Genomic DNA, 21447 nt, shown 5'->3' with positions numbered 1-21447 from the left:
TATGTTGGGTCCGGGCCGGTTAAATCAAAGGGGGATGAGGCTGGCAAGGGCGCACGTCATCCGGCGCGCCCCCATGCGCGGGGCGGATCAGGCGGCGGCGCTGCCGGCAAAGGCGTGGCGGCGGACCTGATCGGGGGTTTGGCCGTATTTGCGGGTGAACCATTTCTTCATCAGGGTGACGTTGGAAAACCCGCAGGCCACGGAGACTTCGTTCACCGGCAGGGAGGTCTGGGCGAGAAGGCTGTGGGCGCGATCGAGCCGCAGATCGCGATAGACCTTGAGGGGGGTCTGTTCGAGCAGATCGCGGAAGCCGCGTTCGAGCTTGCGGGGGGAGACGTCGAGGAGGCCTGCGATCTGACCGACGGTCAGGGTATCCTCGAGATGGTCGAGCATGATCTGCAGCGCGTCGCCGATCACCTCGTCGCCCTGGGCCATGCGCTTGTAGCGCCAGTGTTCGCCGGCGCCGGTTTCGGCCTCGGGTTCGCTGAGGCCGAGATATCGCGACAGGGCGGCGCGGGTGAATTCGCCGTCGCGCGCGCCCACCAGCTCGACGATCATGCGCATGGCGGCGGCAGGGCTGATGGCGCTGCTCAGCGCGTTATGGTGGCAGGTGGCGCCTTGGGCCAGGTCCAGACCACGGCCCGTTTCCTCGACGCCGGGGCGGAAATTGGGGTGCACGGCAAGGCGCTTGGTCCCCAGCACGCCGGCGGCCAGCGGCACGAAGACGGCGGAGCCGACGACGCAGACGCGGGCGGCGTTGCGGATGCAGGCGCGCAGGGCGGTGAGGTGGGATTTGGCGGGGCGCCAAGGATGCTCGGTGCCGCCGATCAGGACAAGCGTCTGGTCGGGGCCACAGATCGGCGCGGCGTCGCAGGCGTGATCGTCGGCGCGCAGATGCGTCCAGCCATAGGCCTCGTGACCCAGAAGCCGGTTCGCGGAGCGCAGCACGTCGATGCAGGCTTCGGCGGCATAGGCCACGCCGCTGTCCTGACTGAGAAACACGAAATCTCCCGACAGGCTGCGACGGGCATTGCTGGTGCCGACAGCGGCGGAGGGGGCTGGTTCCAGGTTTTCAAGATACATGGTTATCTTCCTTTCCCTGTTGTGACACGGAGCCCTGAATTCCGCGTGGTTGGCTTAAGTGATGTTTTCGATCGAGGTTTCGATGGCATGCAGGAAAGAGCCTGCGGAGGAACTGGCGGATAAAAGAAGGAACGCGTCAGGCCCGGTGCGGATGATGAGCGCGCCCAGATGTTCCATCACGGTCCGCGCGGCATCGTTTTCGGCAAAGGCATCCGGGTGCAGATCAATCGGGCAGATCCGTTCCAACGCCACACGGGCGCGCGGACCGCTCAGCGACAGGCCGGTCCAGACATCGGTCTGATCGGTGGTGTAGACCTTGCCCTTGAGCTTGCCCGCCACGACGCGTTCGGCATCGGGGGTGGCATGGGTGAAGATCACCAGAGCCATGTCCAGCCCCAGCCGGACCAGCCGCGCGCCTTCCTTGGAGACCGCCGATTTCCCCGGATCGGGCAGGTCGATGCCATAGGCCGATTTGATCGCCTTCTTGGCGGCGTCCTCGGCGCCGAGGGGGAGGGCCAGCGACACGATCGCCAGATCGGCGGGCGCGGTCAGGCTCAGATTGCCGAAGGTGGTGTCATAGCCTGCAAGCGGCGGCGCGGAGGTGAGGGTGAGGGTCAGGTCAGGCACGGAGGCGCTCTCCTTCCGGGTCGATGAAATGGGCCGAGACGATCTCGACCTCAATCTCGCTGCCCATGAGCGGGTTGACGGCGCGGACGATCTCGCCTTGGCGCTGATCGCCGCGCTTGATGAAGCCGAGGCCGATGGAATGGCCCAGAGAGGGCGAATAGGCCACCGAGGTCATCCAGCCCTGATCGTTGTCCATACTGGCCTTGTCGCCGCGCGTGATGAAATGCGAGCCTGCCGCCAGCTTGTCGGCGCGGTTGACCGGCCGGAAGCCCACCAGCTTGATCGCGTCGTCGCGGATCATCTCGGGGCGTTGGCTGAGCACGGCGCCGATGCTGTCCTTTTTCTGGCTGACCATGCGGCCCATGCCAAGATTATGCGCGGTGGTCTGACCGTTGAGTTCATTGCCTGCCGCATGGCCCTTTTCGATGCGCATGACGCTAAGCGCCTCGGTGCCGTAGGGGGTGGCGTCATATTCGGCCCCGGCTTGCATCAGCACGCCCATCATGGCGTTGCCATAGCGCGCGGGAACGGCGATTTCATAGGCCAGTTCCCCCGAGAAGGAGATCCGGAAGAGCCGCGCGGGCGTGCCGCTGCAGACCGTCACCTCGCCGCAGGCCATGAAGGGGAACGCCTCGTTCGAGATGTCATGCTCGGCGTCGATCACCTTGCGCAAAAGGTTGCGGGCATTGGGACCGGCGACGGCGAATTGCGCCCAGCCATCGGTGGTCGAGATCAGGTGCACATCCAGATCGGGCCAGAGGCACTGGCGCGCGAATTCCAGCCGGCGGAACACCAGCACGGCATTGGCCGTGGTGGTGGTCATCACGTAGTGATTTTCGGACATCCGCGCGGTGGTGCCGTCGTCATAGGCGATGCCATCCTCGCGCAGCATCAGCCCGTAGCGGACCTTGCCCACGGCCAGCGTGGCGAATCCGTTGCAGTAGATGCGGTTGAGAAACTCGCCCGCGTCGCGGCCCTGAATGTCGATCTTGCCAAGGGTGGTCACGTCGCAGATGCCGACGGAATTGCGGGTGGCCGTCACCTCGCGGTCGACGCTGTCGCGCCAGCCCTGCTCACCGGGGCGGGCATACCACTGGGCGCGCAGCCAGTTGCCCACCTCGACGAAGGTGGCGCCGTTTTCCTTGGCCCATTGATGCGAGGGCGTCAGGCGGTAGGGGCGGAAATCGCGGCCACGGGACCGGCCACCAAGCGCACCCAAGGGCACGGGCGTGTAGGGCGGGCGGAAGATCGTGGTGCCGGTTTCGGGGATCGTCTTGCCGGTGCATTCGGCCATGATCGCAAGGGCCGGGATATTGGCGGTCTTGCCCTGATCGGTGGCCATGCCAAGCGTGGTGTAGCGCTTGAGATGTTCGACCGCGCGGAAGCCTTCGCGGTAGGATTGCTTGACGTCCTTGACGGTCACATCGTTCTGCTGATCGAGCCAGGCGCGCTTGGTGCTTTCGCGCACATGCCAGAAGGCGGCGCCGCGATGCGGCTCATCCTCGGCGCGGGGTGTGGCGGTGTGGCTGGCGGTGAAGCCGAGCTGTTCGATCTGGGCATTGGCGGTGGCCTGCCCCTCGGCCAGAGCGGCGGCAAGGGTGAGCGCGCCATTGGCGGCACCGGCCACGGCCATGCCGGGCGGCAGGGCGTCACCGGGCACGAAGGCGTTGATGTCGTCACGCCAGACGGGGCGACCGCGCTGGTGGCAGGTGAGGTGAACATTGGGGTTCCAGCCACCCGAGACGGCAAGGCAATCGACGGGGATCACCTGACCATCGGTGAGGGTGATCGACTTGATCCCCTTGCGGCCCACGGTATCCACCACGCCCACGCCACGGATATGGCGCGCACCGGGCACGTCGAGGGGGGCGGGGGCATCGCGGCTGTCGATCACGGCGGGCACATGAACGCCGCGCGCCGCCAGATCGGCGGCGGTGCGCCAGCCGTCGTCGTTATTGGTGAACACCGCGACCTCGTGACCCGGGGTCACGCCGTAGCGGTTGAGATAGGCGCGCACGGCACCGGCCAGCATGATGCCGGGACGGTCGTTGTTGCCAAAGGCGATGGGGCGCTCGGTGGCGCCAGCGGTCAGCACGGCGCGTTTCGAATAGATCCGCCAGAGGATCTGGCGCGGCTTGCCGCCCGCATCGGCCAGGTGATCAGTGCAGCGTTCCAGAGCGCCGTAGGTGCCGTGATCGTAGGCGCCATAGACCGTGGTGCGGGTCATCAGGCGGACATTGTCCATCGCGGCCAGTTCGGCCACCACGCCTGCGGCCCAATCGGCGCCGGGCATGCCGTCGATTTCGAGCGTCTCGGCGTTGAGGCGGCCACCGGGGCGGAAATCCTCGTCAGCGAGGATCACCCGCGCACCGGCCCGGCCAGCGGCCAGAGCGGCGGCAAGACCCGAGGGACCGGCGCCGATCACCAGAAGGTCGCAATGGGCGAAGCCCTTGTCATAGCGGTCGGGGTCGTCCTTCATCGACAGGCTGCCAAGGCCCGCCGAGGCGCGGATCACCGGCTCGTAAAGCTTTTCCCAGAAGGCGCGCGGCCACATGAAGGTCTTGTAGTAGAAGCCCGCCGAGAGGAAGGGCGACAGAAGATCGGTCACGGCCATCAGATCGAACTCGAGCGAGCCGCGATGGTTCTGGCTGGTGGCGGTCAGGCCGTCGAAGAGCTCGACCGTGGTGGCGCGGGTGTTCGGCTCCTGATGGGCGCCGGAACGGAGTTGCACGAGGGCGTTGGGTTCCTCGGAGCCGGCGGTGAGGATGCCGCGCGGGCGGTGATACTTGAACGAGCGGCCCACAAGGCGCTGCCCGTTGGCCAGAAGCGCGGAGGCGAGCGTGTCGCCGGGATGGCCCTTCATCCAGGTGTCGTTGAAGCGGAAGCTGAGTTCGGTGGCGCGGTCGACCTGACCGGCGGCGATGCGGTTCTTCTGGCTCATTTGCTGCGCCCCCGTTGGCGGGCCACGTCGCGGGCCAGTTCGACCGATGTGATCTCATGCGTGACGGTGTCGCGGGTCACCACGAGCCACGAGCGGTCGCCCTGTTCGTGATACCACAGCTCGCGGTGCAGACCGGCGGGGTTGTCGCGCAGATAGCCGTATTCGTGGAAACGCTGCATCGCGTCCTCGGCCTGCCAATCGGGACGGTCGATCAGCGACACATCGCCCAGATAGACGAATTCGGCGGCGTCGCGGGGACCGAGAAGCGGATGGTCGATGATCATCTGTCGTGCCTTTGTTAATGCAGGTTGGGCTGGTTGCCCTGCCCCTTCTCGTCGATCATGTTGCCGGTCATGAAGCGGTCGAGCCGCATCTGGGTGGCGGTGGGATGCGGCGTGTCGCGGGCCAGAAGATGCGCGTAGCAAAAGCCGCTGGCGGGTGTGGCCTTGAAGCCGCCGTAACACCAGCCGCCGTTGAAATAGAGCCCGCCGATATGGGTCTTGTCGATGAAGGGAGAGCCGTCCATCGACATGTCCATGATCCCGCCCCAGCTGCGCAGGAGGCGGGCGCGGCCGATCATCGGCATGATGGCCATGCCGCCTTCGGCCACATCCTCGACCACGGGCAGGTTGCCGCGCTGCGCGTAGGAATTGTAGCCGTCGATATCACCGCCGAAGACCAGACCGCCCTTGTCGGACTGGCTGACATAGAAGTGACCCGCGCCGAAGGTGATGACGCCGGGCAGCACGGGTTTGAGACCTTCGGTGACGAAGGCCTGCAGGACATGGCTTTCGATGGGCAGGCGCATGCCGGCCTTTTCCATCACGCGGCTGGACGAGCCGGCGACGCAGACCGCGACCTTTTTGGCGCGGATAGCACCCCGGGTGGTCTGCACGCCACGGCAGGTGCCGTTTTCGATGTCGAAGCCGGTCACTTCGCAATTCTGGATGATGTCGACGCCGCGCGCGTCGGCGCCGCGCGCATAGCCCCATGCGACCGCGTCGTGGCGCACCGTGCCGCCGCGCCGCTGGTAAAGCCCGCCCTTGATCGGGAAGCGGGCATTGTCGAAATCGAGGAACGGCAATTCGCGGCGCAATTGCGCGGCATCGGCCAGTTCGGCATCAGCGCCCGCAAGGATCATCGCGTTGCCGCGCCGCACGAAGGCATCCCGCTGCGCATCGGTGTGAAACAGGTTCAGGATCGACCGCTGGCTGACCATGGCGTTGTAGTTGAAATCCTGCTCCAGCCCTTCCCAGAGCTTGAGCGAGAATTCGTAGAACGGCTCGTTGCCCGGCAAAAGGTAGTTGGAGCGGATGATGGTGGTGTTGCGCCCGATATTGCCCGAGCCAAGCCAGCCCTTTTCCAGAACGGCCACATTGGTCAGGCCGAATTCCTTGGCGAGATAATAGGCGGTGGCAAGGCCATGCCCGCCGGCGCCGACGATGACGATATCGTATTCGGATTTCGGCTCGGGTTCGCGCCAGACGGGTTTCCAGCCCTTGTTGCCGGTCAGCCCCTCACGAAAAATCCGAAATGCAGAGTAGCGCATTGGCATCGCTTCCTATCAGTGGTCCAGTTTACAATGACCGGTCTTCGAGAAATGGACTTTTCCGAAACGGACGGTTATTTTCATTTTATGGACGAGATTGGTACAAAAACCGTGACCACCCGGCGAATCGGCATTCTGCCGGTCGAGGGGTTCGCGATGATGTCCTATGCGTCGCTGGTGGAGCCGATGCGCGCGGCGAACCTGTTGGCGCGCCGGGTGCTTTACGACATGGTCAATGTTTCGACCGGGCCTGAACCGGTGGCGAGTTCCGGTGCGGCGGTGGTCATGCCACAAGCGCGGGTGGGCGACGATCTGGATCTCGATTACCTGTTCGTGGTCGCGGGCGGCGATCCGACGGGATATGACGACCGGCGGGTGATGACATGGCTGGCGAGGCTGGCGCGCGAGGGTGTGCCGCTTGGCGGCGTGTCGGGCGGGCCGATCATCCTTGCGCGCGCCGGGCTGATGGCGGGGCGGCGGATGACGGTGCATTGGGAACATGCCGCGGCGCTTGCCGAAATCTCGCCGCATCTGCTGATCGAGAGGACGCTTTACGTGATCGACCGGGATCGGGTGACCTGTGCCGGGGGCACCGCGCCGATGGATCTGATGCACGCGCTGATAAGCCAGCATCACGGCGCGCCCTTTGCGCGGCTGGTGAGCGACTGGTTCATGCATACCGAGGTGCGCCCGTCGATCGGGCCGCAGCGTGCCGGGCTGGTCGATCGGGTGGGATCGAACACCCCGGCGATCCTCGATGCGGTCGAGGCGATGGAGGCGCATGTGGCCGAGCCGCTGTCGCTGGAGCGGCTGGCAGCCTATGCGGGCCTGTCGCCAAGGCAGTTGAACCGGCTTTTTCAGGACAGGCTGGGCCGGTCCACGATGCGCTATTACCGGGAGTTGCGGCTGGACAAGGCGCAGAGCCTGTTGCGCAATTCGCCGCTGAGCCTGACCGAGATCGCGCTGGCGACGGGGTTTGCCAGCTCGTCGCATTTCTCGCGGGTCTATGCGCAGCATTTCGGAGGGCCGCCCTCGTCCTACAGGTAGGGGCAGAAACCGGCATGGTGGGCGCGAATTGCGCAAAGCCCCGCTGGATGCTTGCCCAAGGCGCGCAGCGCCCCTACCGTTGGCGCGACCGATCCCATTGGAGGCCCGCATGCATATCCTTGTTCTGCAACATGAGCGCGTCGAACATCCCGGCATCTTCCGAAAGTTCCTGGCCGAGGATGGCCATACATGGGATGCCGTCGAACTGGATGAGGGCGAGGCGCTGCCCCAGATCGACGGCTATGACGCGCTGTGGGTCATGGGCGGGCCGATGGATGTCTGGCAGGAGGAAGCGCATCCCTGGCTGGTGGCCGAAAAGGCCTATATCCGGGAGGCGGTGGAAGAGCGCGGGATGCCGTTTCTGGGCCTGTGTCTTGGGCATCAACTGCTGGCCGAGGCGCTTGGCGGCACGGTGGGCAAATCCGGGCGCCCGGAGGTGGGTGTGCTGGATGTGATGCTGACCGAGGCGGGCGCGAGCGGCGTTCTGTTCGACGGGCTGCCCGAGGTGTTTCCGGCGCTGCAATGGCATGGCGCGGAGGTGACGGCCCTGCCGCCCGGTGCGCAGGTTCTGGCGACATCGCCGGATTGCGCGGTGCAGGCGATGAAATGGGGGACACGGGCCTATTCAATGCAGTTCCACATGGAGGTCGAGCCGGACACGGTGCGGGTCTGGGCCGATATTCCGGAATATGCGGGTGCGCTGGAGGCGGCTTTGGGCGCGGGCGCCGTGGAGCGGCTGGAGGCGGACTGCGCGGCCAGGATGACCACGTTCAACGATATGGCCGAGCGGCTGTATATCAACTGGTTGCAGGCGACGGCCAAGACCTGAGCCGGGTCAGGCGGCACCCCAGCCGTCGGATTGCATTTCGCGCAGGCGGCTGGCGGTGCGTTCGAATTCGAAACTGCCCTCGCCTTCGAGATAGAGATATTCGGGATCGGCGGCGGCCGAGCAGATCAGTTGCACCTTTGCCTCGTATAGCGCGTCGATCAGGGTGACGAAGCGCTTGGCCTCGTTGAAGTTGGAGCGGCCGAGCTGGGGGATGTTTTCCAGCACCAGCACACGCGCGGCGGCGGCAAGGGCAAGGTAATCGGCGGGGCCGAGCGGCTTGCCGCAGAGGTCATAGAAGCTGGCGCGCGCCACGCCGTTGCGGAAGGCGGGGATCGTGACCTCGCGTTTCTGGACATGCAGGGTCAGCGGCGGGGTGGGCTGCGCATCGGTCAGCTCGGTCCAGAGGGTTTCGAGCTGTGCGCGCGTGTCGGGACCGAGCGGCGTGAAATAGGTGGGGCTGCCCGAGAGCCGATCCTGACGGTAATCGGTGGGACCGTCCATCTGGTGCACGACCATGCGGGTCTTGATGAGGTCGATGAAGGGCAGGAACAGCTGCCGGTTGAGACCGTTCTTGTAGAGGTCATCGGGCGGGCGGTTGGAGGTGGTCACCACCACCACGCCGGCATCGAAAAGCGCCTGAAACAGCCGGCCCACGATCATCGCGTCGGTGATGTCGGTGATCTGCATTTCGTCGAAGGCCAGAAGGCGCAGATCGTCGGAAACGGATTTGGCGACGGGGGCCAGGGCATCCTCCACCCCGCGCTGGCGGGCGGTGTGCATCCCGGCATGGATTTCCTGCATGAAGGCATGGAAATGCACGCGGCGCGCGGCCACCGGCACGGTTTCCACAAAGAGGTCCATCAGCATCGACTTGCCGCGCCCCACCCCACCCCAGAGGTAAAGACCGGGAGGGGTTTCGGGCGCACGGCGACGGAACCATCCCTTGGGCGCAGGTTGGGCGAGGGCATCGCGGATACGGTCGAACTCGGGCAGCACGGCGCGCTGCGCGGGATCGGGGGTCAGCGCACCCGTGGCCACCTTTTCGGCATAGAGATCGGTCAGACTGCTCATGGCGTTCCGCATAGCGCGACACGCGCGGCAAGAAAAGCCGTCGCTTTGGTGATGGGTGGCATCACGAGACCTGAATTGACGCGGGCCGGGCATTGCGCATTATGGCGCGGCGCAAGATCAGGACGTTCCCCATGAAACCATCCGCCCCGCTTTTCACGCCCGTTCTGATCGCGGGCTGCGCCATAATGCTGGTGTCCTTCGCGGTGCGCGCGTCTTTTGGCGTGTTCCAGATCCCGATTGCGGAGGAGTTCGGCTGGCTGCGGGCCGAGTTCAGCCTGGCGATTGCCATACAGAACCTCGCCTGGGGGATCGGGCAGCCGATCTTCGGGGCGCTGGCGGAACGGATCGGGGATCGCAAGGCGATCGTGCTGGGGGCTGTGACCTATGCCGCCGGGCTGGTGCTGTCGTCTTTCGCGGTGACGCCGGAGGCGCATCAGCTTTATGAAATCCTTGTCGGCTTCGGTATCGCGGGCACCGGGTTCGGGGTGATCCTTGCGGTGGTGGGACGGGCCAGTTCCGAGGAAAACCGCTCGATGAGTCTTGGCATCGCCACGGCGGCGGGATCGGCGGGGCAGGTGTTCGGCCCGCCGGTGGCCGAGGCGCTGTTGAGCGTGATGGACTGGCAGATGGTGTTCCTCGTGTTTGCGGGCGCGGTGCTGGCGACACTGGCGTTCCTGCCGATGATGCGCAGCCCCGCATCCGCCAGCCGCACCGAGCTGGAAGAGAGCATGGGCACGGTTCTGGGCCGGGCGTTTCGCGATCCGTCCTTCACGCTGATTTTCGTGGGGTTTTTCAGCTGTGGGTATCAACTTGCCTTTGTGACGGCGCATTTCCCGGCCTTCGTCACAGAAATGTGCGGGCCGATCATGGCGGGCGGCGTGCTGCATTCCATCGGGGTGACGACGACATCGGCGCTTGGCGCGATGGCTATCGCGGTGATCGGGCTGGCCAATATCGCAGGCACGCTGAGCGCGGGATGGCTGGGCAAGAGGTATTCGCGTAAATACCTGCTGGCAGGCATTTACGCCGCGCGTACCGTGGTGGCGGCGGTGTTCATCCTGGTGCCGATGACGCCCACAAGCGTGCTGATCTTCGCGGCGGCGATGGGATCGCTGTGGCTGGCCACGGTGCCCCTGACCAGCGGGCTGATTGCGCATATCTACGGCATCCGCTATATGGGCACGCTTTACGGGATCGTGTTCTTCAGCCACCAGCTTGGCAGTTTCCTCGGCGTATGGCTGGGCGGTCGGATGTATGACCTGCATGGCGACTATACGCTGGTGTGGTGGATCGGCGTGGGGGTGGGCGCGTTCTCGGCGCTGGTGCATCTGCCGGTGCGCGAGCGCCGCAGCACGCCACCGCCACCCTTGGCCATGGCGAGCTGAAGGGACCCTAGCCTAAAGCGTTCCGCCTTTAACCTGAGGCATCAGCGACAGGCGGAACGCGCGCAACGATTGAACGGAGCACTGCATTTCGCGAAAATCTGTGAGTCAGGTTTTTCGCGAAACGCTTTAGCGGGTCAACAGGACATCGAGAAGATCGACCACCTCGGCGTCATGGGTATAGGCGAGCGCATGGCTTGCGCCCGCGATCATTTCCTGCCGGGCATCGCGGTTCCATTCAGCCAGCCGCCCCATGCCGGAGATCGGGATCACCTCGTCCTCGCGCGCCCAGATCGCCAGAACCGGCAGGCCGGCCGAGGCGATGGCACGGTGGGCGGGGGCCATATCCTCGTCGAGGGCGCCACGCATAGACGACAGGACCGCCCCACGAAATCCGCGCCAGCGCAACTGGGCCTGCTGGAGATCGACGACGTTGTCGATGCTGGTGTCGAGACCACGCTCGGCTTCCGTGGCGGAGCGGAACTGGCGGCCATAGAGCGCCATGAACAGCCATGCCCCCAGCCATTCGTGATTGACCACAAGCCGCGCGATGGGGCCAAGATCATGGCCCATGCCGGCGGGCGCCAGCAGCACAAGCTGGCGCAGTCGATCCGCATGGCGCGCAGCAAAAGCGGCCGCGATGACGCCCCCCATGGAATAACCCATGAGGGTGATCGGCTCGTCAATCTCGAGCGCATCGAGCAGGTCTTCGAGCTGGGTCACGAAAAAATCGCTGTCCTGAGCGCCGCGTGGTCGCGCCGACCAGCCGCGCCCGTAAAGATCATAGACCAGCACCCGAAACCCCAGACGCCCCAGACCGGCGGCGATGGGATACCACACGAAAGAGGGTGTCGTCAGGCCATGCACGCAGACGATGAGCGGCCCGGACTGCGCGCCGAGCCATTGGTAATGCGTGGGCCCGAGCGGGAGATCGGCCATTTGGCCCGGCGCATCGGCACGGTCCGCATTCGACAGGGCCGGCCGCAGGGCTTCGGCCAGAAAGGGTGCCAGCAGGACCGTCAGGACGAGGACCGCGAGCACCCACCAGATCATTGCGAGCCCTGCCAGGCGTCGAGAATATAGCGGCTGGTCATCAGGTCGAGATGCGCGCCGCCGCCATTCTTGAAGAGGGTGATCTCGTCCTCGGAGCGGCGCTGGAACGCCGCGGGCTGGTAGTAATCCGCGATCAGCGCGTCGCGGGTGATGATGCCTGTCTCGAGCGGAATCTTGATCTCGCCGATATGGCCCACCGTGGTGTCGAAACTGTCCACGAACACCCGCGCACGGCTGATGGCGGTGTCGTCGGCCTCGCGCATGTCGGGGCGGTAGGCGCCGATCAGGTCGATATGCTGGCCGGGCTGCAGCCAGTCGCCCTTGAGGATCGGATCGGTGGACATGGTGGCGCAGGTCACGATATCGGCGGCGCGCACGGCGGCCTCCAGATCATCGGCCACCTGCAAGCCGGGGCAGTCGGCGGTCATCGCTTCGGCATTTGCCCGCGTCCGGTTCCAGACCGTGAAGCGGGCGTCTGGGAAGGCGGCGGAATAGGCCTCAACCAGCGAGCGGCCCACGGTGCCGGCGCCGACGATCAGGATATTCCGGCTGTCGGGGCGGGCCAGTTTGCGCGCGGCATAAAGGCTGTCGCCGGCGGTCTTCCACTTGGTCACGAGGTGAAAATCCACCAGAGCCGACAGGGTGCCGCCCACATCGTCATAGAGATTGACCGCGCCGTTGACCATCGGCGCGCCGCGCCCCGGATTGCCGGGGAAGATCGTCGCGGTCTTGACGGCCATGCCCAGCCCGTCGATCCAGGCGGCGCGATTGAGCATCGTATCGGGGTCACGGTAAAGGAACGTGTCGGCGATCTCGGCGCGGGGGAGTTTGTGACCCGCCTCGAACGCATCGCAGAGTGCCAGCCAGTCAAGATGCGCTTCGCCTTCGTCGAAAGGGATGATGGTGATGCTCATGCGGCCTCGTCCTTGGTCAGTAATCCGTAGTCTATCAGAGTTTGCGCCCAATCGGCAGGGTCTGCAAACAGATGGGTTTTCCAGCCGCGCGCCGCGGCGGCGGAGATGTTGTCGGCGCGGTCATCTGCGAAGAGCAGGCTTTCGGGCGCAAACCCGCAATCGGCCTCGACGGCCGCATAAATGGCCGGGTCGGGTTTGGCGAGGCCCATCTCGCCCGAGATGTAATGGCGGTCGAACTCGGTCAGGAAGGGGAATTGCGCGGCGCTGAGCGGAAAGTTCGCTGCGCCGAAATTGGTCAGCGCGAAGACCGGAACGCGCCGGGCGCGCAGGGCGCGCAGCAGGCGGACGGAATGGGGGATGTCGGGTTGGGCGATGGCGGTCCAGTCGGAGTGAAACAGCGCGATTTCGTCGTGCCAGTCGGGATGGGCGGCGGCGGTCTCGTGGATGACGGTGGCGAAATCCTCACCGCTGTCGATCCGGGTCATCATGGCGTGGACGTCGAACGCCTCGAAGAGTTGAGCGGCCCGCGCCACACCGATGCGTTCGGCCATGCGCCGTTCCGGCTGCCATTCGATCAGGACATTGCCGATGTCGAAAATGACGGCGTTGATGGTCATGCGATTACCTTCTGCGGGGGGCCTTGGCGGCCAATGTGCGGCCCTTGGTGGACTCGCGCCAGATGAGATAGAGGCCCGAGCCGATGATGAGCGCGATGCCGATCCATGCGGTGGGCGCGGGCCATGTGCCGAAGACGGTGACGCCCCACATGATCGCCATCGGCATGGCGACATATTCGAAGGGCGCGGCGAAAGCGGCCTCGGACAGCCGGTACGCCTGGGAGATGAAGAAGCCGCCGAACACGCCGGATACTCCCAGCATGGCGAGGATCGGCCAATCCTCGGGCGCGATGGGACCCCATGCGCGCAGCAGGAATTCCAGCGACGGATGCCCAGAGCCCGCAAAGCTGCCATGGCCGAGGGTCAGGCCGAAGATCACGCTGGCCACGATGAAGGTGGACTGAATGTAGAAGGCCATGGTCGCCGCACTTTCGGTGCCGCCGATCTTGCGGGCGACGATATGCATGACCGCATAGAGCGTGGCCGCCGCGATCGGCAAAAGCGACGCCAGTTGAAACGCCGTGGTGCCGGGCTTGACGATCACCATCACGCCGATGAAGCCCACGGCGATCGCCGCCCATCGGCGCGCGCCCACGGTTTCACGCAGGAAGATCACCGAGAAGATGGTGATGATGAGTGGCGAGACGAAGAACACCGCCACCGCATCGGCGATGGGCATCGCCGCCAGACCCAGAAAAAGGCACATATTGGCGAAGACCACGCAGACCCCGCGCAACAGATGCGCCCCGAACCGCCGCGTGCGCATGACGCGCAGCCCACCGGCCAGCGGCATGATGACCGCCAGAAGGATCAGCGTGCCGATCACCGAACGGATCAGGATCACCTGATGCAGCGCATAGCGGTCGGACAGGAACTTGATGCCGACATCGTTGAGCGAAAAGCACATCACCGCGGCAAGCGCGAAAAGCGCGCCCATCAGGTTGGATCGCTGAATGGCAGAGGTGGTCATGAAGATCCGCAGCTTGTCCTGTGGGGGATACATGAGAGGAGCGGTCGCGGTTTGTAAACCCCCGGGGGGCGGTTCGGTGGATGAGCGGATGACGTGCAGGCCCGGAGGGGATTTGAGTATTTGGGGAACGATGAAAGGGGGCACCCGAACGCCGTGGTCACACCAAGACCAAGTCAGGGATGGACGGTTTCTCTTTTCAGGGTAAGGTTTACCACCTCAAGTTGCAGAAAGGGTGTGTTGTATGAGTATTTTGCCGGCCATGATCAAGCAAGGAGAGCAGGCGCGGTTGTTTCCCGTTCTTGCAGATACAAGCCGCGAAGGCAGAATAGCCTCGATTTTCCTTGCGCTGTTGCCCACCATTCCCGCCTTGGCGGAGAGTGTTCTTGGCACGACCGGTTTGCGGATCGGGAAGCGAACACGGATTGGCACGTATACTGAAATCGTGCTGAAGGATGCGTCGGAGATCGGGAACAGGCCGGATGGTCTGATCGTTGTCGAGACCGGGAAAACGACATGGACCGCACTTGTCGAGGCCAAGATAGGAAAGGCGGAACTCGATGCCGATCAGGTCTCGCGGTATCTGGAGGCGGCCAAGGCGAACGGGATCGATGCGGTCATCACGATTTCCAACCAGTTCGTGGCGCGCGCCGATGTCTCTCCGCTGAGCTTACCCAAAAACACATTGAAGAAAGCAGGACTCTTTCATTGGTCATGGACGTGGATTCAGACCCAATGCGATCTGATTTCCTACCAGAAAGAGGTTCATGATCATGAACAGGCGTTTTTGCTGCGGGAATTCCATAGGCTTCTGAAACATCCCGCGACCGGGATCGAACGGTTCACCCAGATGGGGCCACATTGGAAAGAGGTCGTGCAAGCAGTGGCCACTCAGGAAGTCCTCAAAAGAACCAGCGCGGAGGTCGAGGAGACCGTGAATTCCTGGTTTCAGGAACTGCGGGACATGAGCCTATTGCTTTCAAGTCATGTGGGGCAGCCCGTGACCGAGAAAATTGATCGCAATTTACTTGGAGAGTCTTCGGCGCGCGTGAAGGAGGGGTGCCGGACGCTCACCGAGCAAAGCAGGCTTTTCGGGTCCTTTGTGGTTCCCGGTGCAGCATCGGATATCGAGGTTTGCGCCGACCTGATGCGCCGGTCGATTGTGTTCAGCATGAAGCTGAAAGCGCCACAGGATAGGAAATCGACCAAAGCCCGGGTCAACTGGCTTTTGCGCATGCTCAAGGACGATGATCCCCGGCTGGCGATCCGCGCCCATTGGCCTGGCAGAAAGCCTCCGTCTCAAAAAGACGTTTCGGTCTTGCGCGCGGACCCGGAGGCCCTTGAAGAGGAACGGTCGGATGCTGCTCCGCATTCTTTCGACGTCTTGCTGATTGAAGTCGATGCGAAACGTTTTGCCGGTCGCAGGACGTTCATCGAGACATTGGAAGCATGTTCGCGCGATTTCTATGATCTGGTGGGCCAAAATCTGCGCGCATGGCAAACGCCTCCCCCGAAACCGATCAAGACACCAGAGGCAGAGCCTGACGCTGCGGATCGTCATGAGGCCGAAGACGAGTCTTGAGCCGGGACAGGTCCGCATCCGCAAAGGAAGGGGGAGGATTTGAGTATTTGGGGAACGATGAAGGGAGGGAGAGGATCAGGCGCCGGGGCGATGGGTGGCGGCGGTGCGGAGGGCGCGTTCGAGGGCATCGAGGAAGCGGGAGCGGTCGGCGCGAGAGAAACTCTTGCCGCCGCCCTGGCGGAATGGATCGGCGGCGCGCAGATCGGCCATCAGGTCGCGGGTGGCCAGGACGTTGCCGATATTGGCCTCGGTCAGAGGCTCGCCGTTATGCTTGAGCACCAGCGCGCCGGAGGCCACGCATCTGGCGGCCAGAGGAATGTCGCCGGTGATGACCACATCGCCCGGTCCGGCACGGTCGGCGATCCACTGGTCGGCGACGTCGGGGCCTTCGGGCACGATGACCGTTTCGACCAAAGGGTTCTGCGAGGGGCGCAGGCCCCCGTTCGAGACGATGAACATCTGCACCTTGTGGCGGGTGCCGACCTTTTCGACCTCGGCCTTCACGGGGCAGGCATCGGCGTCGACATAGATGCTCATCGCGAGGAATCCGCGGATGTGTCGCCCGGCAGGGCCGCAGGGGCGGCGGGGGGATCGCGGCGGACCTTGTATTCCTCGGGGATGGGCATGCGGTTGAACGCATCGAGACCGGCGATCTTGTAGGCTTCGGCGAGGGTGGGATAGTTGAAGGTGTTCTGCACGAAATAATCCACCGTGCCCTTGAGATTGAGCACCGCCTGGGCGATGTGGATCAGCTCGGTCGCGCCTTCGCCGACGATCTGCACCCCCAGCACACGGCGGGTTTTCAGGCTGAAGAGCATTTTCAGCATGCCATGTTCCAGCCCCATGATATGGCCGCGCGAGGTTTCGCGGAAGCGGGCGACGCCGACCTCGTAGGGGATGCCACGCTCTTGCATCTCTTCTTCGGACATGCCGCAGGTGGAAATCTCGGGCACCGAATAGATGCCATAGGGAAACCAGGGGCTTTCCGGCAATGTGGGCGTGTCGAGCGCATGGCAGGCGGCGACGCGGCCCTGTTGCAAGGACGTCGAGGCCAGCGAGGGATGGCCGATCACGTCGCCTGCGGCGTAGATATGCGGGATGTCGGTCTGGTAGGTCTTGCGGTCCACCGACAGGCGGCCACGGTGATCGGACTTCAGCCCGGCGGCGGAGAGGTTCAGACCGTCGGTCGCGCCCATGCGGCCCGCAGCGAAGAGCAGCATTTCGGCGCGGACATGGCGGCCATTGGCGAGACTGACCTCGACATGGCCGGGGGTTGTCTCGATCCGGTCGATGGCGCTGCCGAGGCGCAGATCGACGCCGTTTTCGAGGATCTGGTGGGTGAAGTCCTGAATGATGGCGCGGTCGATGAAATCGAGAAAGGTCTCGCGCGGTTCGATCAGGGTCACACGGACGTCGAGCGCGGAAAACATCGTGGCGTATTCCACGCCGATCACTCCGGCGCCCACCACGATCAGGCTGCGGGGGATCTGGGCGAGGTCGAGAAACTCGTCGCTGTCCACGACGCTGCTGCCGTTGAAGGGCACGGTCTCGGGGCGGTAGGTTTTCGTGCCTGTGGCGATCAGGAAGCGGTCGGCGGTGAGGATGGTCTTTTCGCCGGCTTCGGTGGCGACCTCGATCTCGTGCGGGCCGGTGAAGCGGGCGGCGCCGTTCAGAGTGTCGACATGGTTGCGGTTGAACTGGTGTTCGAGCACGTCGACCTCGTAATCGAGGGTCTTGTGCAGGCGCGCCTTGAGGTCATGGGCGCCGATATCGTCCTTGACCCGGTAGGAGCGGCCATAAAAGCTGCGTTCGCGCCAGCCCGAGAGGTTCAGCACGGTTTCCCGAAGGGTCTTGGAGGGGATCGTGCCGGTATGCACCGACACCCCGCCGAACCGGTCCTTGCGGTCGATCACCAGCACGCGACGCTTGAGCTTGCCGGCCTGAATGGCGGCGGCCCGGCCCGCCGGACCCGAGCCGATGATGATCAGGTCATAATGGCTCATGGATCACCCCGAATAGAGCGCCTCGGCATGGAAGCTGACATGGTCTTCCATGAAGGACGAGATGAAGAAATAGCTGTGGTCGTAGCCCGGCTGCAGTCGCAGCGTGGCGTGTTGACGGCGTTCGGCGCAGGCGCTGGCGAGCGCCTCGGGGCGCAGCAGATCGAGGAACTGGTCCGAGGTGCCGGTATCGATCAGCACCGGACCGTCGAAGCCCCGGTCGCGCATCAGGAGGCTTGCGTCATGGGCAGCCCAGGCGGCTTCGTCTTCGCCGAGATAGGCGGTGAACTGCTTGCGGCCCCAATCGCTGGCGGTGGGATTGCAGATCGGCGCGAAGGCCGAAACGCTGGTGAAGCGGCCCGGCAGGGACATCGCCAGCGTGAGCGCGCCATGCCCGCCCATGGAATGCCCGGTGATCGCCTGACGATCGGGATCAATCGGGAAATTGGCGGTCAGCACGCGGGGCAGGTCATCGGCGATGTAATCCCACATGCGGTAATGCGGCGCCCAGGGGTCTTGCGTGGCGTTGACGTAAAAGCCGGCACCCTGCCCCAGGTCATAGGCGGCGTCATCGGCCACGCCGTCGCCCCGGGGGCTGGTGTCGGGAAACACGAGCGCGATGCCCTGTTCGGCGGCCCAGCCCTGAGCGCCGGCCTTGGTCATGGCGTTTTCATGGGTGCAGGTCAGCCCCGAGAGATACCAGAGCACCGGCACCGGGCCGTCGCGCGCCTCGGCGGGCAGAAAGAGGCCGAAGGTCATGTCGCAGCCGGTGGCGCGGGAGGCATGGGTATGGACAGATTGAACCCCGCCGAAGCAGGCGTTTTCCGATACGGTTCTCATTGGTCATCCCCTTTTTGCGAGTTGCGTGCGGTGCGTCTTGCGGTTGGCGCGACAATGACCACGGGGCGGGGTCGCTTGGCAACCCCGCAGGCGGCATCTGTCAGTGAAGACCCGACACCCAACCGATCACCAGAGAGACGGTGATCACGGCGGAGGCGGTGGAGATCAGGATCGAGGCGGAGACCCGATGCGGCGCCACGCGGTAATGCTGCGCGATGATATAGACATTGCCCGCGACCGGCAGGGCGGCGGCCGAGATCATCACGGCGGCGGCGAAGGGCTCGACCGGGAAGAGCACCAGAGCTGCCAGCGCCACGAAGGCCGGATGCAGCACCAGTTTGCAGAAACTGAGCCAGCCGGCCACCATGGGACGTTCGGCAGATTTCGAGGCCAGCGACGCGCCGATGGCGAACAGAGCCCCCGGCGTCGCGGCGCCGCCGAGGATCGACAGAAACTGGTTCATCGGATCCGGGATCGGCAGGCGCAGCCCGGACCAGGCGAAGCCCAGAACGATCGACACGATCATCGGGTTCTTCACCAGTCCCAGACCGACGGTGCGCAGGATGCCAAGGCTCATGCGGGCATCACGCGAGCCGGTCACGAGGATCACCACCAGCGAGCCGAACACGATGAGGTCCACCGCCAGCACCAGCATCACCGGGCCGATCGCCGCCTGCCCCAGAAGCAGCGTCAGCATCGGCACGCCGAGAAAGCCTGTATTACCGATCGCGGCGCATTGCGCCTCGATCGCGGTTTCCTCGATGCTGAGGCGGCGCAGGAAGGCCACGAGGGTGGCGATCAGATAGACGAAGGCGGTGCCCCAGAGATAGGCGGCCACGAACGTCCAGTCGAGCACCTCGGCGAAGCTGAGATTGGCGGAGAAGCGGAACAGCATCGCCGAGAGGGCGAAGTAGAACACGAATTTCGTGAGCCAGGCGGTTGCGGATTCGGTGAAGAACCCGGTGCGCCCGGCGCCATATCCCAACCCGACGATGAGGAAGAAGGGCAGCGTCTGAAGAAAGACATCCAACATGACCGCTTCGTAGCAGGTTGGATCGGACGGTCAATCTCGCAACTGGTGTTTCGAGATGGGGGCCAGCCCCCGCCGTTGAAATCCCGGGGGATTTCAACGACTCCCCCGGGATATTTTCGGCCAGAAGAAGCGCCGGACGGTCTAGCCGCTGCCGATGAGCACCCCGGCGGCGAACACCAGCGCGCCGCCGAGCACCACCTGGAAGGCGGCGCGGAAGAACGGCGTCTGCATGTAGCGGTTCTGGATCCAGGCGATGGCCCACAGCTCGATGAAGACGACGATCACGGCGATCACGGTCGCGGTCCAGAAATCGGGGATCAGGTAGGGCAGCGCGTGGCCGAGCCCGCCGAGCGTGGTCATCACACCCGAGGCCAAGCCGCGCTTGACCGGGCTGCCGCGGCCCGACAGCTCGCCGTCGTCGCTGGCCGCTTCGGTGAAGCCCATCGAGATGCCCGCACCGACCGAGGCCGCGAGCCCCACGAGGAACGTCGTCCAGGTATCCTGGGTGGCAAAGGCGGTGGCGAAGATCGGCGCCAGGGTCGAGACCGAGCCATCCATCAGCCCGGCAAGGCCCGGTTGCACCCATGTCAGGATGAACCTGCGGTGGGCGGTGCTGTCTTCGCTGTCGCGGCTGGCGCCGTCGAGATGGCTTTCGGCAAGGTCGGTGGCGCGGGTCTGGTGGCCGGCCTCGGCGGCGGCGAGATCGCCCAGAAGCTTGCGGGTGCCGGCATCGGTGCTGCGTTGGGCGGCCTTGAGATAGAAGGCTTCGGCGTCCTGCTCCATCGCTTCGGCTTCGGCGCGGATCCTGTCCAATCCGAGATTTTCCATCAGCCAGACGGGGCGGCGCGCATAGAAGCCTGCCACATGCTCGCGGCGAATGAGGGGGATCACCCCGCCGAAGCGGCGCTCATGCAGATCAATGAGGGCGCGGCGGTGGGTGTCTTCCTCGGCGGCCATGCCATCGAAGATCGCGGCGGTGTCGGGGAAATCGGCGCGCAGGCGTTCGGCGTAGCTGCGGTAGATGCGGGCGTCATCTTCTTCAGAGGAAATGGCGAGGGCCAGCACCTCTTGTTCGGAGAGGTCGGAAAAGCGGCGGCGTGACATCACTCCGGGGATCATGGTGAACATCCTCTTTTAGAATGATTCTAAGGTAGTGAAATTCGGAAAAGGTGCAAGTGCGATCTGTGCTTGCAGGCGGTCAGGGGTGTCGAGACGCTTGCGATACAGTCTGTGCAAGACTAGATTGATCCGGCTTGGGGGATCACCGCATGACGGCCATGGCTGCTGAAATCAAGAAGGGTCGAAAATTCGATCAGGTGCTTGACGGCGCACGCGAGGTGTTCATGCGCGACGGCTTTGAAGGGGCCAGTGTCGATGAGATCGCCCGGGTGGCAGGGGTGTCCAAGGCGACGCTCTACAGCTATTTTCCGGACAAACGGCTGCTCTTTTCGGAAGTCGCCCGCCTCGAATGCAACCGGCAGGCCGAGGAGGCGATGGCCGAGTTCGATCTGAGCGATCCGGTCGCTGTTGTGTTGCACGAGGCCGCCAACCGGATCGTGCGCTTCTTCCTGTCGGATTTCGGGCAGCAGGTGTATCGCATCTGCGTTGCGGAATCCTATCGGTTTCCCGAGCTTGGCCAGCGGTTCTACGCGTCGGGTCCGGCGCTGGTGCGCGAACGGATGTCGGCGATCCTGCAGCCCTATATCGACCGGGGCGAGCTGGTGATCGAGGACATGGATCTTGCGGCTGACCAGTTTGGACAGCTGTGCAAGAGCGATCTGTTCGTGCGCCGCCTGTGCGGGATCAGCAAGGAGACCAGCGAAGCCGAGATCAAGCGGGTGGTCACGGGCGTGGTCGAGATGTTCCTGGCGCGCTACGGCGCCTGATCCTTCAATGCGCCCAAGGCCCGCCC

Annotated in this window: 20 protein-coding genes; 5 read left to right on the top strand and 15 right to left on the bottom strand. The window is 64.5% G+C overall.

The window, feature by feature from the left end; genetic code table 11:
• Window positions 1–87: 87 nt before the first annotated feature.
• The 5 genes from F3H35_RS15775 to F3H35_RS15755 are packed head-to-tail and all read right to left on the bottom strand — an operon-like array spanning window position 88 to window position 6200.
• On the bottom strand, window positions 88–1083 hold the full coding sequence (locus tag F3H35_RS15775) for a helix-turn-helix domain-containing protein (protein WP_149780501.1): 996 nt from the start codon (window positions 1081–1083) through the stop codon (window positions 88–90).
• A gap of 54 nt (window positions 1084–1137) precedes the next feature.
• Window positions 1138–1710, bottom strand: coding sequence for a sarcosine oxidase subunit gamma (locus tag F3H35_RS15770; protein WP_149780500.1), 573 nt, complete (start codon window positions 1708–1710; stop codon window positions 1138–1140).
• On the bottom strand, window positions 1703–4651 hold the full coding sequence (locus F3H35_RS15765; protein ID WP_149780499.1) for a sarcosine oxidase subunit alpha family protein: 2949 nt from the start codon (window positions 4649–4651) through the stop codon (window positions 1703–1705). The genes F3H35_RS15770 and F3H35_RS15765 overlap by 8 nt, the downstream gene beginning before the upstream one ends.
• Complete coding sequence (locus F3H35_RS15760; RefSeq protein ID WP_149780498.1) at window positions 4648–4935, bottom strand: sarcosine oxidase subunit delta; 288 nt, start codon at window positions 4933–4935, stop codon at window positions 4648–4650. Before F3H35_RS15760 ends, F3H35_RS15765 begins: the two co-directional genes overlap by 4 nt.
• A gap of 14 nt (window positions 4936–4949) precedes the next feature.
• Entirely contained in the window at window positions 4950–6200 is a 1251-nt protein-coding gene (locus F3H35_RS15755; RefSeq protein ID WP_149780497.1) for a sarcosine oxidase subunit beta family protein, read from the bottom strand.
• A gap of 111 nt (window positions 6201–6311) precedes the next feature.
• Between F3H35_RS15755 and F3H35_RS15750 the strand changes: the two genes are divergently transcribed.
• On the top strand, window positions 6312–7247 hold the full coding sequence (locus F3H35_RS15750; protein WP_223228445.1) for a GlxA family transcriptional regulator: 936 nt from the start codon (window positions 6312–6314) through the stop codon (window positions 7245–7247).
• Window positions 7248–7356: 109 nt separating this feature from the next.
• Window positions 7357–8076 carry a type 1 glutamine amidotransferase gene (locus F3H35_RS15745; protein ID WP_149780496.1) on the top strand — a complete coding sequence of 240 codons (720 nt, stop codon included), beginning with the start codon at window positions 7357–7359 and terminating at the stop codon, window positions 8074–8076.
• 6 nt (window positions 8077–8082) lie between these two features.
• On the opposite strand, the gene zapE is transcribed toward F3H35_RS15745, so the two are convergent.
• Window positions 8083–9147: a cell division protein ZapE gene (gene zapE / locus F3H35_RS15740; protein WP_149780495.1), complete on the bottom strand. Its 1065-nt coding sequence runs from the start codon at window positions 9145–9147 to the stop codon at window positions 8083–8085.
• A gap of 131 nt (window positions 9148–9278) precedes the next feature.
• Between zapE and F3H35_RS15735 the strand changes: the two genes are divergently transcribed.
• Window positions 9279–10532: an MFS transporter gene (locus tag F3H35_RS15735; protein ID WP_149780494.1), complete on the top strand. Its 1254-nt coding sequence runs from the start codon at window positions 9279–9281 to the stop codon at window positions 10530–10532.
• A gap of 126 nt (window positions 10533–10658) precedes the next feature.
• On the opposite strand, the gene F3H35_RS15730 is transcribed toward F3H35_RS15735, so the two are convergent.
• The 4 genes from F3H35_RS15730 to F3H35_RS15715 are packed head-to-tail and all read right to left on the bottom strand — an operon-like array spanning window position 10659 to window position 14083.
• Window positions 10659–11582 (bottom strand): alpha/beta fold hydrolase, encoded by a 924-nt coding sequence (locus F3H35_RS15730; protein ID WP_149780493.1) that lies wholly within the window; start codon window positions 11580–11582, stop codon window positions 10659–10661.
• Window positions 11579–12496, bottom strand: coding sequence for an ornithine cyclodeaminase family protein (locus F3H35_RS15725; protein ID WP_149780492.1), 918 nt, complete (start codon window positions 12494–12496; stop codon window positions 11579–11581). Before F3H35_RS15725 ends, F3H35_RS15730 begins: the two co-directional genes overlap by 4 nt.
• Entirely contained in the window at window positions 12493–13113 is a 621-nt protein-coding gene (locus F3H35_RS15720; RefSeq protein ID WP_149780491.1) for an HAD-IA family hydrolase, read from the bottom strand. The genes F3H35_RS15725 and F3H35_RS15720 overlap by 4 nt, the downstream gene beginning before the upstream one ends.
• 4 nt (window positions 13114–13117) lie before the next feature.
• Window positions 13118–14083 carry a DMT family transporter gene (locus tag F3H35_RS15715; protein WP_149780564.1) on the bottom strand — a complete coding sequence of 322 codons (966 nt, stop codon included), beginning with the start codon at window positions 14081–14083 and terminating at the stop codon, window positions 13118–13120.
• A gap of 241 nt (window positions 14084–14324) precedes the next feature.
• Here F3H35_RS15715 and F3H35_RS15710 point away from each other — a divergent pair, with 241 nt between their 5' ends.
• The gene (locus F3H35_RS15710; RefSeq protein ID WP_149780490.1) at window positions 14325–15662 is read left to right on the top strand and encodes a hypothetical protein; all 1338 of its coding nucleotides are present in this window, start codon (window positions 14325–14327) and stop codon (window positions 15660–15662) included.
• Between the two features lie 75 nt (window positions 15663–15737).
• On the opposite strand, the gene F3H35_RS15705 is transcribed toward F3H35_RS15710, so the two are convergent.
• From F3H35_RS15705 to mbfA, 5 genes are all read right to left on the bottom strand, one after another.
• A complete protein-coding gene (locus tag F3H35_RS15705) occupies window positions 15738–16199 on the bottom strand; it encodes a YaiI/YqxD family protein (protein WP_149780489.1) in 462 nt (153 codons plus the stop codon).
• Window positions 16196–17665, bottom strand: a complete 1470-nt coding sequence (gene sthA, locus F3H35_RS15700) for a Si-specific NAD(P)(+) transhydrogenase (protein WP_149780488.1) — start codon at window positions 17663–17665, stop codon at window positions 16196–16198. Before sthA ends, F3H35_RS15705 begins: the two co-directional genes overlap by 4 nt.
• A gap of 3 nt (window positions 17666–17668) precedes the next feature.
• Window positions 17669–18502, bottom strand: a complete 834-nt coding sequence (gene fghA, locus F3H35_RS15695) for an S-formylglutathione hydrolase (RefSeq protein ID WP_149780487.1) — start codon at window positions 18500–18502, stop codon at window positions 17669–17671.
• Window positions 18503–18602: 100 nt separating this feature from the next.
• Entirely contained in the window at window positions 18603–19535 is a 933-nt protein-coding gene (locus tag F3H35_RS15690; protein ID WP_149780486.1) for an AEC family transporter, read from the bottom strand.
• A gap of 141 nt (window positions 19536–19676) precedes the next feature.
• Window positions 19677–20654 carry an iron exporter MbfA gene (mbfA, locus tag F3H35_RS15685; RefSeq protein ID WP_149780485.1) on the bottom strand — a complete coding sequence of 326 codons (978 nt, stop codon included), beginning with the start codon at window positions 20652–20654 and terminating at the stop codon, window positions 19677–19679.
• A 149-nt stretch (window positions 20655–20803) separates the two neighbouring features.
• Here mbfA and F3H35_RS15680 point away from each other — a divergent pair, with 149 nt between their 5' ends.
• Complete coding sequence (locus tag F3H35_RS15680; protein ID WP_149780484.1) at window positions 20804–21421, top strand: TetR/AcrR family transcriptional regulator; 618 nt, start codon at window positions 20804–20806, stop codon at window positions 21419–21421.
• Window positions 21422–21447: the final 26 nt, after the last annotated feature.

Source organism: Roseovarius litoreus (assembly GCF_900142765.1).
Taxonomy (GTDB): domain Bacteria; phylum Pseudomonadota; class Alphaproteobacteria; order Rhodobacterales; family Rhodobacteraceae; genus Roseovarius; species Roseovarius litoreus.
Note: the sequence above shows the minus strand (reverse complement) of the source record. Positions and strands in the feature narration are given on the sequence as shown.